At 42.2% G+C, this 18,049-nt stretch carries 16 protein-coding genes and 1 tRNA gene; 11 read left to right on the top strand and 6 right to left on the bottom strand.

What is annotated here, in order from left to right; all coding sequences use genetic code 11:
- Window positions 1-14: 14 nt before the first annotated feature.
- From HMPREF9009_RS21170 to HMPREF9009_RS21190, 5 genes are all read right to left on the bottom strand, one after another.
- A complete protein-coding gene (locus tag HMPREF9009_RS21170) occupies window positions 15-2,288 on the bottom strand; it encodes a monovalent cation:proton antiporter family protein (RefSeq protein WP_049703186.1) in 2,274 nt (757 codons plus the stop codon).
- 150 nt (window positions 2,289-2,438) lie between these two features.
- Entirely contained in the window at window positions 2,439-3,524 is a 1,086-nt protein-coding gene (gcvT, locus tag HMPREF9009_RS21175; RefSeq protein WP_049703187.1) for a glycine cleavage system aminomethyltransferase GcvT, read from the bottom strand.
- Window positions 3,525-3,590: 66 nt separating this feature from the next.
- Entirely contained in the window at window positions 3,591-4,814 is a 1,224-nt protein-coding gene (pepT, locus tag HMPREF9009_RS21180) for a peptidase T (protein ID WP_049703188.1), read from the bottom strand.
- Between the two features lie 150 nt (window positions 4,815-4,964).
- Window positions 4,965-6,374, bottom strand: a complete 1,410-nt coding sequence (locus tag HMPREF9009_RS21185) for an amidophosphoribosyltransferase (RefSeq protein WP_049703189.1) — start codon at window positions 6,372-6,374, stop codon at window positions 4,965-4,967.
- A gap of 164 nt (window positions 6,375-6,538) precedes the next feature.
- A complete protein-coding gene (locus HMPREF9009_RS21190; protein ID WP_049703190.1) occupies window positions 6,539-8,698 on the bottom strand; it encodes a glycoside hydrolase family 97 protein in 2,160 nt (719 codons plus the stop codon).
- A 351-nt stretch (window positions 8,699-9,049) separates the two neighbouring features.
- Between HMPREF9009_RS21190 and crcB the strand changes: the two genes are divergently transcribed.
- The 5 genes from crcB (at window position 9,050) to HMPREF9009_RS21215 (ending at window position 12,939) form a co-directional block, all read left to right on the top strand.
- Window positions 9,050-9,424 carry a fluoride efflux transporter CrcB gene (crcB, locus tag HMPREF9009_RS21195; RefSeq protein WP_049703191.1) on the top strand — a complete coding sequence of 125 codons (375 nt, stop codon included), beginning with the start codon at window positions 9,050-9,052 and terminating at the stop codon, window positions 9,422-9,424.
- A complete protein-coding gene (locus HMPREF9009_RS21200) occupies window positions 9,421-10,083 on the top strand; it encodes a pentapeptide repeat-containing protein (RefSeq protein WP_049703192.1) in 663 nt (220 codons plus the stop codon). Before crcB ends, HMPREF9009_RS21200 begins: the two co-directional genes overlap by 4 nt.
- 179 nt (window positions 10,084-10,262) lie before the next feature.
- Window positions 10,263-11,552, top strand: a complete 1,290-nt coding sequence (gene eno / locus HMPREF9009_RS21205) for a phosphopyruvate hydratase (protein WP_049703193.1) — start codon at window positions 10,263-10,265, stop codon at window positions 11,550-11,552.
- A gap of 39 nt (window positions 11,553-11,591) precedes the next feature.
- Complete coding sequence (locus HMPREF9009_RS21210; protein ID WP_008640050.1) at window positions 11,592-11,963, top strand: ISAon1 family transposase N-terminal region protein; 372 nt, start codon at window positions 11,592-11,594, stop codon at window positions 11,961-11,963.
- Window positions 11,964-12,003: 40 nt separating this feature from the next.
- Complete coding sequence (locus tag HMPREF9009_RS21215; RefSeq protein WP_008025715.1) at window positions 12,004-12,939, top strand: ISAon1 family transposase; 936 nt, start codon at window positions 12,004-12,006, stop codon at window positions 12,937-12,939.
- A gap of 118 nt (window positions 12,940-13,057) precedes the next feature.
- On the opposite strand, the gene HMPREF9009_RS21220 is transcribed toward HMPREF9009_RS21215, so the two are convergent.
- A tRNA-Thr gene (locus tag HMPREF9009_RS21220) sits at window positions 13,058-13,131 on the bottom strand.
- Window positions 13,132-13,439: 308 nt separating this feature from the next.
- On the opposite strand from HMPREF9009_RS21220, the gene HMPREF9009_RS21225 reads away from it, so the two are divergent.
- Genes HMPREF9009_RS21225 through HMPREF9009_RS21250 form a run of 6 tightly spaced genes read left to right on the top strand, consistent with a single transcriptional unit; the run spans window position 13,440 to window position 17,945 of the window.
- Complete coding sequence (locus tag HMPREF9009_RS21225; protein WP_032811718.1) at window positions 13,440-13,997, top strand: DUF4199 domain-containing protein; 558 nt, start codon at window positions 13,440-13,442, stop codon at window positions 13,995-13,997.
- A 29-nt stretch (window positions 13,998-14,026) separates the two neighbouring features.
- Entirely contained in the window at window positions 14,027-14,977 is a 951-nt protein-coding gene (locus HMPREF9009_RS21230) for a glycosyltransferase family 2 protein (protein WP_008021262.1), read from the top strand.
- Between the two features lie 21 nt (window positions 14,978-14,998).
- Window positions 14,999-15,583 carry a DUF6452 family protein gene (locus HMPREF9009_RS21235; RefSeq protein ID WP_049703194.1) on the top strand — a complete coding sequence of 195 codons (585 nt, stop codon included), beginning with the start codon at window positions 14,999-15,001 and terminating at the stop codon, window positions 15,581-15,583.
- Complete coding sequence (locus HMPREF9009_RS21240) at window positions 15,567-16,316, top strand: DUF6048 family protein (RefSeq protein WP_049703195.1); 750 nt, start codon at window positions 15,567-15,569, stop codon at window positions 16,314-16,316. The genes HMPREF9009_RS21235 and HMPREF9009_RS21240 overlap by 17 nt, the downstream gene beginning before the upstream one ends.
- Window positions 16,317-16,322: 6 nt before the next feature.
- Entirely contained in the window at window positions 16,323-16,904 is a 582-nt protein-coding gene (locus HMPREF9009_RS21245) for a manganese efflux pump MntP (protein ID WP_008021255.1), read from the top strand.
- Between the two features lie 30 nt (window positions 16,905-16,934).
- Entirely contained in the window at window positions 16,935-17,945 is a 1,011-nt protein-coding gene (locus tag HMPREF9009_RS21250; protein WP_049703196.1) for an FAD:protein FMN transferase, read from the top strand.
- Window positions 17,946-18,049 lie beyond the last annotated feature (104 nt).

Here is an 18,049-nt window from a genome sequence, read left to right on the forward strand (position 1 = left end):
TAAGTATTCCATTCTTATCCGGCTTGTACTTTTTCGTTTTTTTGATCGACTAATTGGTATACATCCTCTTTTTCACCTACCACCCAAACAACATCACCTTCTTCGAGCGGAGCATTTACATCGGGAACCATCAACGTACCGTCTTCACTCTCAACGCCCGCTATCATGCAATGATATTTGTCGCGAATACCCGATTCACGAATCGTTTTACCCAGAAAAACAGAATCACTGTCAATGATAAATTGCTTCAAAGCCATTTCACTCTTTTCATAGACCTCCCAGTCTATCTTCGCTCCATTTTGCATCGCTTCATTAAAGACGCTCAATTGTTCATCTGTTCCTATCACCTGTATCTTATCCATTGGAAACAACCGGACAGAACCGCCCGGAATATTAATACGCCTCTTTCCACGAAGGATAGAAGCCACATGAACTCCAAACTTCTTTCCCAGATTCAGTTCCATCAATGTCTTTCCTGCCCAACAAGATTCACCCGGAATTTCCATATCAGCAAGATGTAAATCATGCGACAACAAACGCCCGGCATATTCCGGTTTTTTCTCTCCTAAATACTCTGCACGTACATCTCTGGAACGAAGATTCTGAAAAAAGCGACGTTCAATCAATATCGATTGCTTCTTCAGACGGCGAGACCATACCATCAGCAAAACGACAAGTACGGCCACACCAATAATCAAGCCGATAGACGCCTTAAATAATCCGGAAATAATAAAGATGACAAAAAGCACTGCTATCATAATGCGAATCACGATTGTTGATAACAATGGTGCACGATTAGCACGATTATCATGCCATAAAGTCATAAACTCGACCGAATGGTTCTTTTTCACCATGATGGCACGCAAGAAAGGGGCAATACATAGGATAATAAATGCGGCTCCTAATAACGACGCCCAGAAATGAGGCAGATTCTCTTTAAAGAATGGCACAACAAAACGAAAAGAGAGCGCAACAATCGATATGCTGACAATTGAATAAACAACTGTAATACGTACCATTGCCAAGATTAGCTTCTTCCACAAATTCTCATGATTGAGTGCTGTTTGCGAACCGGAGGAGTAACGCATCATCATTTTTTTCCATGATTCCGGAAGATGCGCATCTACAAAAGTGGAAGCCGGCTCGGCAAAACGAATCATGTAAGGAGTCAGGAAAGTAGTAATGACAGAGACTGCTACTACTATCGGATACAGAAAATCACTCGTTACATGCAAGGAGACTCCCAAAGAGGCAATAATAAATGCAAATTCACCAATCTGCGTTAAACTAAAGCCGCATTGCATAGCCGTCTTTAATGGTTTTCCGGAGAGTATGACACCGAAAGTACCAAAAACAGACTGCCCCAAAATAACAGCCAAAGTGATTACTATAATAGGAACAGCATATTCTACAATCATTGCCGGATCTACCATCATACCAACCGATACGAAAAAGATAGCTCCGAAAAGGTCCTTAACAGGCTTCACCAGCCGGTCTATGGATTCCGCTTCAATCGTTTCTGCCAAAATAGAGCCCATAATAAATGCACCAAATGCAGCAGAGAAACCTGTATGAGCTGCCATCACTACCATACCAAAGCAAAGCGCCAACGACACAATAAGCAAAGTCTCCTCTCCCATCAATTTCCGGCAGCGCTTTAAGAATTCAGGAATCAGATAAATGCCGACAACAAACCACAGGATAAGGAAAAACAATAATTTGCCGATACTCTCCAACATTTCGGTCCCTTCAAAATTATGGCTGACCGCCATCGTGGAAAGCATCACCATTAATACAATGGCTAAAATATCTTCCAAAATCAAGATACTCAACACTAGTCCGGTAAACTGTTTCTTCCTTAATCCCAAATCGTCAAAAGCTTTATAAATAATAGTGGTAGACGACATCGCAATCATACCACCCAGAAACAGACTGTCCATCCGGTGCCAGCCAAAGCCCATACCGACTCCTATACCTAACAAAATCATACAAAAGATGATGGTACAGGCAGCTATGATGGCAGAACCACCCACCTTGACAATCTTCTTAAAACTAAATTCCAAACCGAGAGCAAACAGTAAGAAAATGACACCAATATCTGCCCATGTCTTAATATTGGCAGTATCCATCACTGAAGGAGTATACGGCATATGCGGACTTGCCAGGAATCCGGCAACTACATATCCCAAGACCAGAGGTTGCTTCAACTTCTTAAACAACAAAGTCATAACACCGGCACAGATCAATATCAGTGCGAGGTCAGCTATAAGAGTAGGTAATTGAGACATTATTTCATCGTATTTGATGACAAAATTATATTATTTCTATGGGATAAACAACATATCTACGGATATGTTTTGCAATAACGTCCTAAAATAAGTTAGCCCCGGATAGAGTCGATACTTATCCGGGGCTATACACAACAACCAGCTTATTTCTTATTTTCTAAAAGGAGGTTTCACTACCACTGCTTTTAACTTCCGACCACGCATATCAATACAGATTTCCGTGCCCACTTTACTATATTCCGGCTTTACATATCCCATGCCGATACCAATCTTACGGGTAGGCGACATCGTACCGGAAGTAACCACTCCTACTTGCTCGCCTTCAGCATTTACCAGTTCATAGCCGTGGCGGGGAATCCCGCGGTCAACCATTTCAAAACCAACCAGTTTACGGGTAACACCTTCCATTTTCTGTTTTTCCAGCAGCGGACGGTTGATAAAATCCTTACCTTCCACAAACTTAGTAATCCAGCCCAGTCCGGCTTCTATCGGAGAAGTAGTATCATCCAAGTCATTACCATACAGACAGAAGCCCATTTCCAACCGAAGTGTATCACGAGCTCCCAAACCGATAGGTTTAATGCCGTATTCCTCACCAGCTTCAAAAACCGCTTTCCATATACGATCAGCAACAGACGGATAGAAATAAAGTTCGAAACCTCCCGCACCGGTATAACCCGTATTGGAGATTATCACATTCTCTTCACCTGCAAACGTTCCAACTTTAAATGTATAATATGGAATAGAAGCAAGATCAATGTCCGTCAACTTTTGCAGAGCTAGAACAGCCTTCGGGCCCTGTACAGCGAGTTGAGCTATGTTGTCCGAAGAGTTTTCCAACTCGGCCCCTTCCGTATTGTGAGAAACACACCAGTTCCAGTCTTTTTCCATATTGGCAGCGTTGACTACCAACATGTATTTTTCCGGCTCGTACTGATACACCAGCAAATCATCTACAATACCTCCCTCTTCATTGGGAAAACAGGTATATTGTATTTTACCCGGAGCCAATGCCGCCACATTATTGGAAGTTATTTTCTGCAGAAAGGCTAATGCATGTGGACCTTTCACCCAAAATTCTCCCATGTGCGACACATCAAATACACCGACACTTTGACAAACAGTCAGATGTTCGTCAATGATACCAGAGTATTCAATAGGCATATTATAACCTGCAAACTCGTGCATTTTAGCACCGAGTATGATATGTTTCTCTGTAAACGGAGTGATTTTCATTATTTTAAAGTATTAAGTATTAATCAAGTATTAAGTTTTAAGTATTACCAGTGTTTACCACCTTTTTTATTTGGAAGCTACCAGTTCAGCTATTTTCACGATCACTTTCATCGCTTTTTCCATATTCTGGATAGGTACGAATTCGTAACGTCCGTGGAAATTCAGACCACCGGCAAAGATATTCGGACAAGGCAATCCTTTGAAAGAGAGCTGTGCACCATCCGTACCTCCACGAATCGGTTTTACGTTCGGTTTCACGCCAACGGCTTCCATAGCTGCAAAAGCAGTATCGATGATGTGCATTACCGGTTCTATTTTCTCACGCATATTATAATACTGGTCGCGCAGTTCGAGTGTCGCAGTACCAGCTCCATATTCAGTGTTCATTTGAGCTACCAGACGTTCTATCTCTTTTTTGCGGTTCTCAAATTTTGCACGGTCATGGTCGCGGATGATATAAGACACAGTGCTTTGCTCCACATCCCCCTGAATACCGATCAAATGATAAAATCCTTCATAGCCGGTCGTATGTTCTGGTCTTTCCTGTGAGGGAAGCATCGTGATAAACTGATTGGCAAGATAGATAGAGTTAATCATCTTATCCTTGGCATATCCCGGATGCACATTACGTCCTTTAAAGGTTATTTTTGCGGCAGCGGCATTAAAGTTCTCAAACTCCAACTCCCCTACTTCACCTCCATCCATCGTATATCCCCATTCGCAACCGAATTTCTCTACATCGAATTTATGAGCACCTTCACCGATTTCTTCGTCAGGATTGAAGCCGATACGGATTTTACCGTGTTTGATTTCAGGATGTTCCTTCAGATAAACCATCGCAGATACAATTTCCGCAATACCCGCTTTGTCGTCGGCACCGAGCAACGTTTTTCCGTTGGTTACAATCAAGTCTTCCCCCTTATGATCCAGCAATTCCGGGAATTGCGACGGAGAAAGAATCACATTCTCTTCAGCACAAAGCACAATATCCGAGCCATCATATTTTTCCACAATCCGCGGAGTGACATCTTTACCTGTCATATCAGGACTTGTATCCATGTGGGCAATAAATCCGATAGTGGGTACTTCTTTATCTATATTGGCAGGAAGTGTAGCAAAAAGATAGCCATGCTCATCCAAAGTAATATCTTCCAATCCCAAAGATTCCAACTCTTTTTTCAAGTATTCAGCAAAAATCATCTGCTTAGGAGTACTTGGAGTAAGCCCAGTCGATTCATCAGATTGTGTATCGAAGCTTACATACTTTAAAAATCTGTCTACTAAAGTCATTTCTATTTACGATTTAACGATTTACAATTTACAATTTGATAGTTTATAGTGCCGTAAAGGTAAAAAAAGAGCCGTGAATTACAAAGCAATTCACGGCTCTTTTTTATGGTATACTTTTATCCGGATATTTAAATATCCTATTTTACTGCTTTAAAAGTGGCTGCTACCATCAAAGCAATGTGTACATACTTTGCATTTAGGTAAGCCGATAGCCTCAATCAACGTTTCCAGCGTGTTAAACTTCAATGAACTTAGTCCGAAACGCTCGGCAATAATGCTAACCATCTTTTCGTATTCCGGAGAACCGGTAGTGGCATATTTCTCCAAATTCTTATTTTCATCACCCTCCAGTTCCTTGATAATGCGACGGGTTATCAACTCCAATGCATTTTTGGAAGCCGAGAAACCGACAAACGGACAAGCGTAAATCAATGGCGGACAAGCGATACGCATGTGTACCTCCTTTGCTCCATAATCATACAGAATCTTCACATTATCACGCAGTTGAGTTCCCCGTACAATAGAATCGTCACAGAACAACAAACGTTTATTTTGCAACATCGCACGGTTAGGAATCAGCTTCATCTTGGCTACCAGCGAACGCATCTCCTGATTGCTGGGAGTAAAGCTACGAGGCCACGTCGGTGTATATTTCGAGATAGCACGATGATAGGGAACTCCTTTTCCTTCGGCATATCCTAAAGCCATACCCACTCCCGAATCAGGAATACCGCAGGCGCAGTCTACTTCCGATTCATCTGTCTGCCCCATTTTCAATCCGCTGGTGAAACGCACTTCTTCCACATTCTTTCCTTCATAGCAAGAAGTCGGGAAACCATAGTACACCCACAGGAACGAGCAAATTTGCATATCCTCATTGGGTTTGCGAAGCTGGTCGATGTGATCGTCATACATGCGAACAATCTCACCGGGACCTAAATATCTCTCAATCTCATAATCCAAATTCGGGAAGCTGGACGATTCGCTCGTTGCAGCATAAGCACCGTCTTTCTTTCCAATCACTACCGGAGTACGTCCCCATCGGTCACGGGCAGCGATGATGCTACCATCTTCCGTCAGGAGCAGCATAGAGCAAGAACCTTTAATGTGATTAAACACATTTTCGATACCTTCAACAAAGGTTCTACCTTGTATAATAAGTAATGCGATAAGTTCCGTCTGGTTGGTGCTGCTCGAACTAAGCTCGGCGAAGTGCATGTTTTGACCGAGAAGTTCTTCTTCCAATTCCTGGATATTGGCTACTTTAGCGACTGTGACAATGGCGAAGCGCCCGAGATGAGAATTGATGATGATAGGCTGTGCGTCTGTGTCGCTAATGATGCCGATGCCGGCGTTTCCTTTAAATTTGTCTAGTTCTCCTTCAAATTTGGTTCGGAAATAAGTACTTTCCAAATTGTGAATGGAGCGGATAAACCCTTTTTCCTCACTGTATGTTGCGAGTCCTCCTCGCTTGGTACCCAGATGTGAGTTATAATCTGTGCCATAGAATAAATCAGTCACGCAACTAGTTTTCGAGACTGTTCCGAAAAAACCTCCCATGTTGTTCTCTTTATTGATGATGTTTTAAAAAAGATGGCGCAAAAGTACAAAAAAGAATCCGTCCTATAAAAAAAGTACTCCGCAAAGTTTTAGTTTTCTTTGCGAAGCACAACTAATATTTATTAAAAAACGAGGAATCCGTAAACAATCTTTTTACCTAAATCTTATTTCCATTTCCTGATTGTTTTCAAGTCGGCAGGAGTTGCTTCTATCAGACTTATCGCAAATCCTCCACTGCGTGCCAGCTTCACAGACATCTTATTTTTGTTTGTCACCAATCCTTTTTTTATCTGATAAGAGGTCGGATTCTTTTCAAAGTCAGCATCTTTTCCGTCAGCATAAAGAGTGGCTACATATTGTTTTCCCGGTTCAAGAAAATCAAGCGTAAAAGCAGAGGTACGGGGATTTTCGTCGGTGATGCCGCCTACAAACCAGTTACCAGTGCCTTTTGCCTTACGCGCCACCGTGATATAATCTCCCGGTTCTGCTTCCAGATATTTGCTGTCATCCCAATCAACAGCTACGTCTTTGATAAATTGAAACGCGTCCATGTGGCGTTCGTAGCTTTCCGGAAGGTCGGCTGCCATTTGCAAAGGGCTGTACATCGTTACATAAAGCGCTAATTGTTTAGCTAAAGTAGTACGTACAAAGCTGTGATCGCCCGACAGAAAAGATAGTTTGGTATCAAAAATACCTGGCGTATAATCCATCGGTCCGCCAATCTGACGGGTGAAAGGAAGCAAAGTGGTATGGAACGGTTTGTTGCCTGCAAAAGCTTCATATTCCGTGCCACGAGCCGATTCGTTACCAATCAGATTCGGGTAGGTACGACATAATCCTGTGGGACGGGTTGCTTCGTGGGCATTTACACATATCTTATATTCGGCAGCTTTTTCTACCGCATATAAATAATGGTTATTCATCCACTGTCCGTAATGATGTTCTCCACGAGGAATAATGTTACCTACATATCCACTCTTCACAGCATTATACCCGTTATCTATCATAAACTGATATGCTTTATCAAGATGACGTTCGTAGTTACGTACAGAAGCAGAGGTCTCGTGATGCATCATCAGCTTCACCCCTTTTTCCTTTGCATACGCATTGAGCATTTTCACGTCAAAATCAGGATACGGAGTGACGAAATCAAAGACATAATCCTTCGAATTTCCAAACCAGTCTTCCCAACCTTCATTCCAGCCTTCCACCAATACCTGATCGAATCCATGTTCGGAAGCAAAATCGATATAACGTTTCACTTTATCATTGTTGGCTGAATGGCGTCCGTTTGGCTTTGTTTGGGAATAATCCGTCTGTCCAAGTTTCACCGAATAAACATCATCCGTATACGACCAGGAACCTTTTCCGGTGATCATTTCCCACCACACTCCGATATATTTCACCGGCTTAATCCAGGAAACATCTTCATAAATACAAGGCTCATTCAGGTTCAGAGTCAATTTAGAAGCCAGAATATCACGGGCATCATCACTTACAATCACCGTACGCCAAGGTGAACGACAGGGAGTCTGCATATACCCCTTATCTCCTTTCGCATCAGGAGTCAGCCATGATTCAAAAACCAGGTTCTGATCGTCCAGATTCAGATGCATACAAGAGTAGTCGATCAAAGCGGCTTCATGCAGATTGATATACAATCCGTCGGCCGTTTTCATTTGCAGGGAAGTTTGTACACCTGTCGGAGAGAAAGGTGTTTGAGAAGCATTTGGAGTAATTGCCCCTTGCAATAATCCGCGAATTTCTGAAAGTTTGGATTCGGTATAGTCATATTCCTGCGTATCATAATCGCCGGGAATCCAGAAGGCTGTATGATCGCCAGCCATAGCGAATTGAGAATGTTCTTCTTTGATAACGAAGTAATTCAGATTTTTCTGCTGTGGAAATTCATAACGGAATCCCAAACCATCGTTATAAAGACGAAAACAAATAATCAGATTACGACCTTGTGCTTTTTGATTCAAGGTGACAGCCATTTCATTATAATGGTTGCGGATGGATTTCACCTCTCCCCACACAGGTTGCCATGTTTCGTCAAAAGTAGCAGTTTTTGTATCGATCAGCGTGAATCCGTTCATCAGTCCCGGATCATTCTTTAATTCCAATCCCAGCTTCGATGGTTTAATTACTTCTTTTCCTTTATAAGAGAGTTCGTACACAGGTTCTCCTTGCGCATTGACAGAGAAATTAAGCTTTAATTGTCCGTCAGGAGAAGTGATACTTTCGGCTTTAGCTGATGTGCCGAAGAAAAAAGAGAGCAACAGACAGAGCCCTATTACAGTTCCTATTTTCATGTTCTTCATGATATAAATGAGTTAGTTAATAATCGTATGGCAAAGATAGACCGGAAACACAAGAGGTGTTTTTCTTTATAAAGAAAATATAGAGGGATACAGAACAAAAAACAGAATAAGTATTTAAGAATAAAGCAGATAACATATTTTGAGACTAGAAAAAATATAGTGTCTATGGTGAATAAATTAAAAGGATTAAATATGAATATTGCATAATCTTCCTATATTTGCAAATTATTATCTCAATCACAATAAACATTTTATTATTCATATGGCACAACGCCTTAATTTATCCCGGAGGTTTCGAGCAACTCGAAAAGGATTTTGAAGTCGCCTAAATAATATCAATCTTTCAATCAAATGAGCAAAGAAGTTATCTATATCTTTATCGGCGGAGGCACGGGTAGTGCATTGCGTTATTTCATTCAATTGTTAATGCACGAACGGATCGTTCCCTACCATTTTCCATGGGCTACTTTCACTGTCAATCTCCTCGGTAGTTTTCTTATCGGCCTGTTTTATGCCCTTTCAGAACGGTTTCACCTTCCGTCCGAAGCCCGTTTGTTTCTGACAACGGGCTTATGTGGAGGTTTCACAACGTTCTCTACTTTCTCCAGTGACGGCGTAGGTCTACTGAAAGGAGAATTTTACGGAGCATTTATTCTATATACATTAATAAGTATAGGTATAGGATTGGCCGCTGTGGTAGCTGGCGGATATGTGGGAAAGGCATGATGAAAAGAAACCCAATCAAACCCGTCCGCGTTGTTCCTCCCATGATGGAAGAGCAGGAAGTCAGTACTACTACCCTGCAGGAATGGCTCGACAGAGAAGAAACCGTCTCTCATCTTTTATTCTGTAAAGGAAAAGAAGAAGGTATCGACAAATCTTATAAAAGTTTCAAGAACTGTACTTTCCAAAATCAGACATTCAGCGAATGTAAATTCCATTCTTCCCAACTGACCGATGTCAGGTTCGAGAACTGTGATTTATCCAACATCTCTTTTGCTGAAAGTTCGCTCTACCGGGTAGAATTCATTTCCTGCAAACTATTGGGTACCAATTTATCTGAAACAACGATGAATCATGTCTTGCTGCACGACTGCAATGCCGGTTACATCAACCTCGCCATGAGTAAAATGAATCAGGTACGTTTTGCACACAGCCAGCTCCGCAACGGAACTCTGAACGACTGCCGTTTTTCATCTGTCGCTTTTGACGGTTGCGACCTTGTAGAAGCCGATTTCTCACATGCTTCACTCCGCGGAATAGATTTGCGCACTTCCCGCATCAGCGGAATCACGCTCAACATCAGTGATCTGAAAGGGGCTGTCATCACCTCCTTGCAGGCTATGGATTTGCTTCCACTGTTAGGGGTTATTATCGAAGATTAAAATCCTACAAATTCACCCCGCCACACTCAAACAAAAAACATCGTCCCGTTGTTATAATATAAGGTCGGACTAACGACATATAGGGAATAGGTTCAAAAAGAATACCTATTTATAGTGATTTCTCACTCCCTGTCAAGTCCGTACTTTTGCAGAAATCTTATTCAAAAACAATAGAAACGATGAAAATTGAAAAAATTGTAGCTCGAGAAATTCTCGATTCAAGAGGTAACCCCACAGTAGAAGTTGACGTAGTATTGGAATCCGGCATCACAGGACGTGCATCTGTACCGTCTGGTGCTTCTACAGGTGAACATGAAGCATTGGAGCTTCGCGATGGTGATAAAAAACGCTATGGTGGAAAAGGAGTACAAAAAGCGGTTGACAATGTAAATAAAATCATCGCTCCAAAACTGGTTGGTATGTCTTCGCTCAATCAGAGAGGTATCGACTACGCAATGCTGGCATTGGACGGCACTAAGACTAAATCCAATTTAGGTGCCAACGCTATTCTCGGTGTATCTCTTGCAGTAGCCAAAGCTGCCGCCAACTATCTGGATCTTCCTCTATACCGTTACATCGGTGGAACAAATACCTATGTAATGCCTGTACCGATGATGAACATCATCAACGGTGGTTCACATAGCGATGCTCCTATCGCATTTCAGGAATTTATGATTCGCCCTGTCGGTGCTCCTTCTTTCAGAGAAGGTCTGCGGATGGGTGCTGAAGTATTCCATGCCTTGAAAAAGGTTTTGAAAGACCGTGGTTTAAGTACTGCCGTAGGTGATGAAGGAGGTTTCGCTCCTAATCTCGAAGGTACAGAAGATGCCCTGAACTCGATCCTTGCCGCTATCAAAGCCGCAGGCTACGAACCGGGCAAAGATGTGATGATCGGTATGGACTGCGCTTCTTCTGAATTCTACCACGATGGTATTTATGATTATACCAAGTTTGAAGGCGAAAAAGGCAAGAAACGTACCGCTGAAGAACAAATCAACTATCTGGAAGAACTGATTAACAAGTTCCCTATCGACTCTATCGAAGACGGTATGAGCGAAAACGACTGGGAAGGTTGGAAGAAATTGACAGAACGCATCGGCAACCGCTGCCAGTTGGTAGGTGACGATTTGTTCGTGACTAACGTAGACTTCCTTGCCATGGGTATCGAAAAAGGTTGTGCCAACTCTATCCTGATTAAAGTAAACCAAATCGGTTCGTTGACAGAAACATTGAACGCTATCGAAATGGCTCACCGCCATGGATACACCACTGTTACCTCTCACCGTTCGGGTGAAACAGAAGACGCTACTATCGCTGATATCGCAGTAGCTACCAACAGCGGACAAATCAAGACAGGTTCGTTGAGCCGTTCGGATCGTATGGCTAAATATAACCAACTGCTCCGTATCGAAGAAGAACTCGGCGACTTGGCTGTATATGGATACAAGAGAATCAAGGGCTCAGTCTGAAACCTTGGGGGATTGCGTTAAAATTCTTATTTTTGCATCATGAAAACATCCTCTTCCCAAACGATTGATCCTGTTGCTTCTTTAAGCTTGTTCTTGCCTTCAGGAATCCTTGATTACTTTACCCTAGTCAATCATGTTTCTCAGGATACTTGCTTTATTCTTTATTTAGAGGAGAAAGCCACTATTCCTGCTGAGTACTCTGATCTCCATCTTCACTCAAAAGGTTTCCTCCCTGAGATTGAAGTTCAGGACTTCCCTATCCGTGGTAAAGCCGTTTATTTACGTATCAAGCGTCGTCGCTGGGAAGATCCATCCACTGGGCAGACATATAGTCGTGACTGGAGTTTGGTAGCCACCGGTACTCGCATAACCGCTGAGTTCGGTGCTTTTTTAAAAGAATTACTTAGATAATCACGCCGTTAGCTGCCAAAGTGTAGCTGAGCATTACTGTATGGATGGCAAACAGCTTCAAAGCCAATATAAAGACCACCTGAGTGACTTCCAGAATTGGGATCAGAGAGCACATGCCCAAGAGTATATCCTTTATCCAAAGAATATGGGTTATCACCTATGTATTGACGAAACGGCTTTAAGTAAGGGAGATCTTTATACCATCTTAATAAATAGAGATAAGCGAGGTAGGAAAGGTTCTATTATAGCTGTAATTCAGGGCACTAAAACCGATGATATCATTGCGGTACTTACAAAGATGCCACAGGAGCTGCGTAATCAGGTCAAAGAAATTACACTGGATATGGCAGGGAGCATGCAAAAGATTGCCAAAACGTGCTTTCCACGTGCCATGCAGGTGATTGATAGGTTTCATGTACAAAAACTTGTATACGAAGCTGTACAAGAGTTGCGCATTACATATAGATGGCAAGTGATAAAAGAGGAGAATAAAGCTATGAAAGCGGCAAAAGAGAAGGGGGAAGTATATAAAGCAGAAGAACTCGAAAACGGAGATACACTCAGGCAATTATTGGCCAGAAGCAGATATTTATTATTTAAATCACCTGATAAATGGACCAAGAGTCAGAAAATCAGGGCAGAATTACTTTTCAAGCAGTTTGAAGATATTAAGCACGTATATTACTACTCATTGGAGTTGGGAAAGATCTTTTCCACAAACTATGACAAGGATGTAGCAAGAGCAAAGCTGGCACTATGGTATAATAAGATTGAAGAATATGGATACGATACATTCACAACAGTAGCAAACTCTATTGAGAATCATTATGAAAGGATTCTGAACTTCTTTGTGAACAGGAGTACAAATGCAGCAGCGGAAGCATTTAATGCTAAAATCAAAGCATTTAGGGCATCATTTAGAGGAGTAGTGGATATGAGCTTCTTCCTTTTTAGGCTAGCAAAGGTATATGCATGAAGGGAATTGACTAAACTTAATCCCCCAAGAATTACAACTGAGCCGAATCAAGTAAATCTCTATGCTAGATTATAAAAAAAGCATTCAAGTAAACTACCTGAATGCTTTTTTCTTTTTGAGCCTCTTGTCGGATTCGAACCAACGACCCCGAGATTACAAATCACGTGCTCTGGCCAACTGAGCTAAAGAGGCGGGTGGGTAAGCTATCTATATCGCGCCGCTACAACCAACTACCTTTGCTGCGATCAAGCCCTGGAGGATTCGAAGGGAGCTGGCCGTATAGGACTTACCCGTTTTGCGGTTGCAAAGGTAGACATTTTTATGTATTCTGCAATAGCTGCAGATAACTTTTTTACGAATAAAATACTAACAAGCTACGTTTCAAGCAATTAAAATCGCAAAAAAATATTCAGACAGCAACTTCCCCTGCTTTATTAACTTTAACAACCAGATTTCCCCTACCAACCGATATTATTTGTACCTTTGTGCGCAATTTATAAATGAAGATGACAGAGAACAGAAGCTATTTACAAAAATATGCCATGCATTTTGGCACGTACATGGGAATCTACTGGATATTGAAGTTCATATTATTTCCGCTGGGATTCCACATACCTTTCCTTTCGCTTTTATTTGTAATCCTGACATTATCCGTACCTTTCATCGGATATCACTACGCGAAAATGTATCGGGATAAGATTTGCGGGGGGAGTATCCAATTTTCGCATGCCATGCTCTTCACTATATTTATGTATATGTTTGCTTCCCTATTGGTAGCCGTGGCCCACTACGCCTATTTCCAGTTCATCGATCACGGTTTTATCGTCAACTCTTATATCCAGCTATGGGACGAGTTGATGGCCAACACTCCGGCTTTGATAGAAAACAAAGAAGTTATAAAAGAAACGATAGATACCGCCCGTTCACTTACTTCTATCAATATCACCATGCAGTTATTGTCATGGGATGTATTCTGGGGAAGTATCCTGGCCATCCCTACCGCATTGATGGTAATGAAAAAGGCCAAACCGGAAAATGACGGACCCGTTCAATCATAATTTATAAATCATAAATCATAATTCGTACAATGGATATATCAGTTGTAGTCCCATTATTCAATGAAGAAGAGTCACTACCCGAACTCTATGCTTGGATAGAACGGGTAATGCAAGCCAACGGATTCTCATTCGAAGTGATTTTCGTTAATGACGGAAGTACCGACCATTCATGGGAAGTGATCGAAAAGCTGAAAGCTCAATCGGAACATGTAAAAGGTATCAAATTCCGCCGTAACTACGGTAAATCACCCGCGCTCTACTGTGGATTCGCAGAAGCGGAAGGAGACGTAGTCATAACGATGGATGCTGACCTACAAGATAGCCCGGATGAAATTCCCGAACTCTATCGGATGATTACCGAGGACGGTTACGACTTGGTTTCCGGCTGGAAACAAAAGAGATATGACCCTATTTCGAAGACCCTGCCGACCAAGTTGTTTAATGCGACCGCCCGCAAAGTGTCGGGCATCAAAAACCTGCACGACTTCAACTGTGGTCTGAAAGCGTATCGAAAAGACGTTGTAAAGCATATCGAAGTCTATGGCGAAATGCACCGTTATATCCCTTACCTGGCCAAGAACGCCGGATTCAAGAAAATCGGTGAAAAGGTGGTACACCACCAGGCACGTAAATACGGCACGACGAAATTCGGACTAAACCGTTTCGTGAACGGATATTTGGATTTACTTTCTCTTTGGTTTCTTTCCCGATTCGGTATCAAACCGATGCATTTCTTCGGACTGCTGGGATCATTGATGTTTCTCGTCGGAATGATTTCTGTCATCATTGTAGGTGCCAGTAAACTATATGCTATGTCCAACGGTCTCCCCTATCGACTGGTGACCGACTCTCCCTATTTTTATTTGTCACTGACGGCAATGATTATAGGTACACAATTATTCTTAGCCGGATTCCTTGGCGAATTAATCTCCCGCAATGCACCGGAACGGAATAACTATCAGATAGAAAAGAAAATTTGATTCACATTCAATAAGCTGACTATGAAGAATTTAATTCGTATCTTTCTCCTATTGATAATCGTTGGCGGTGCTGTCAGCATTCATACCTCGTGCTCGGACGAGAACGATTGCTCATTGGCAGGACGTCCGATGATGTATTGCACGATATATACCATCGATCCGGACAACCCTAATATTGCACTAAAAGACACGCTCGATTCGTTGACAATCACCGCATTAGGCACTGACTCTATCATTCTGAACAATGAAAAGAATGTGCATACGTTAATGCTTCCACTACGATATACAAGTGACTCTACTGTATTCATATTCAGATATGATCCAAAGCGTAAAAAAGATGATGTTGACACATTATACATTGTACAACAGAATACGCCTTATTTCCAATCAATGGAATGTGGATATATGATGAAACAAAACATTATCAGTGCCAAATTTGGCAAACCAGGAAGACCCGGCCTTCCTCCTCCGTATGGCAATGGACAACCGGACCAAATAGATTCTCTTCATATACAAAATAAAGAAGCCAATACAAATGAAATCCAGAACTTGCAGATATTCTATAATTATCGGCCAGAACGCACACCTGATGAAACGACTAATTAGTCTGCTCCTACTCTTTTGCATTGGACTTCCGTTGCTGGCCCAACAACAGCGGCCTACGCAAACACCCAAAAGAGATCAGAAAAAGAAAGAGGTTGCCGAGATAGATACCATTCCACTTTACAATGGTACGTATATCGGTGTGGATTTATACGGCATCGGAAGCAAGCTTCTGGGAGGCGACTTTATGAGTTCTGAAGTCAGTGTGGCCGTCAATCTTAAAAACAAATTCATCCCTACCTTTGAGTTTGGTATGGGAGGAACAGATACCTGGAATGAAACAGGTATACACTATAAAAGCAAAATGGCTCCATTCTTCCGAATCGGTGTGGATTACAACACCATGGCAAAGAAGAAAGAGAAGAACAGCTATTTATATGCAGGACTTCGCTATGCGTTCAGTTCATTTAAATATGACGTCTCCACAATGCCGGCGGACGATCCCATCTGGGGAGATGCAGTAGGTAACCCCAGTTTAGGAGATGGTTACTGGGGCGGAAGCGTACCTTTCAGCCACTTGGGAATGAAAGGCTCCGTGCAATGGCTGGAAATTGTTTTAGGCGTTAAAGTGCGTATCTACAAAAACTTTAACATGGGGTGGTCGGTACGTATGAAATACAAAACCAAAGCATCTACCGGAGAATATGGAAATCCATGGTACGTGCCCGGCTACGGAAAATTTAAATCAAACAATATGGGAATCACTTATTCCCTTATTTACAAATTGCCTCTTTAGAATATAATGACAGGACTAGAGATTTGGTTGCTTGCAATAGGTCTGGCGATGGATTGTTTCGCTGTCTCCATTGCAAGCGGTATCATTTTGAAGCGTACCCGATGGAAGCCCATGCTAATCATGGCTTTTACATTCGGACTTTTTCAAGCAATCATGCCTTTTATCGGATGGATGTTCGCCAAAAGCTTCAGCCATTTCATAGAAAGTATAGACCATTGGATTGCCTTTGCCATTCTTGCCTTCCTTGGCGGCAGAATGATTTGGGAATCTTTCAAAGAAGAAGAGTGCTGCCAGCTATTCAACCCGACCAGTCTGAAAGTGGTATTCACTATGGCCATCGCAACAAGCATCGACGCGCTGGCAGTCGGTATTTCGTTTGCCTTTTTAGGAGTGCAAAATTATAATGAAATCCTGTCCCCTATCCTTATCATCGGACTTGTTTCCTTCGTCATGTCACTCATCGGGTTGGTCTTTGGTATCCAATGCGGCTGTGGTATCGCCCGAAAACTGAAAGCAGAGTTATGGGGAGGTATCATTCTGGTCATCATCGGATTAAAGATATTAATTGAACATTTATTTCTCCAATAAAATGAGTTTTCTCATCAAAAAGAAGAGCGTATGAAAACAAAAAAAAGTTTCCTTTGGCTGGCTTTCCTGATTTTGGCAACCATCTGGATATTAGTCAGGCATAATCAACAAGCTGGCTATTACAGTGTCAAAGGTTTGGTATTTGGGACGGTATACAAGATTACTTACCAATATGACGGCGATTTAAAACCGGAAATAGAAGCTGAACTGAAACGCTTCGATCAATCTCTGTCTCCATTTAACGACAGTTCAGTTATCAGTCGCGTCAACCGCAACGAGGAATTAGTTACCGATAGTTTCTTTCAGAAATGTTTCAACCGTTCGATGGAAATTTCCCGCGAGACAAACGGTGCTTTCGACATCACAGTAGCCCCCCTTGCCAATGCTTGGGGATTCGGTTTCAAAAAAGGCACTTTTCCTGATTCAATCATGATAGATAGCCTGTTGCAAATCACCGGATATGAAAAGGTAAAAATGGACAACGGCAAAGTCATTAAGCAGGATTCCCGTACCATGCTAAGTTGTAGTGCCGTTGCCAAAGGGTATTCGGTAGACGTAATTGCGCAACTGCTCGACCGTAAAGGCATAAAAAACTATATGGTAGATATAGGCGGTGAGGTGGTTGTGAAAGGCAAAAACCCCTCCAAAGGCTTATGGCGCATCGGAATCAATAAGCCCGTCGACGATTCACTGGCCGTAAACCAAGACTTACAAACAATACTTGAAATTTCGGATTTAGGCTTGGCAACTTCTGGAAATTACCGCAACTATTATTACAAAGACGGAAAGAAATATGCTCATACCATCGACCCGAGAACGGGTTATCCGGTACAGCACAGCATCTTGTCTTCCACCGTAATCGCTAAAGACTGTATGACTGCCGACGCCCTGGCTACCGCCTTCATGGTGATGGGACTGGAAGAAGCGGAAGCCTTCTGCAAAGCGAACCCGGAGATTGACGCCTACTTTATTTATAGCGGAGAAAACGGAGAGTTTAATACTTTCTACACGGAAGGAATGAAAAAATACATAGCGAAATAAGATCCGCTTCTTTTCTTTCATTCTCTTCACATGAGGATAAGTCTCAAGCTTTCAACCGTTTCGTGTGATTACTCAAAGAAATATGCTTCTTCACATCCTTCACA

The organism is Bacteroides sp. 3_1_13 (genome assembly GCF_001185845.1).
Taxonomy (GTDB): domain Bacteria; phylum Bacteroidota; class Bacteroidia; order Bacteroidales; family Bacteroidaceae; genus Bacteroides; species Bacteroides xylanisolvens.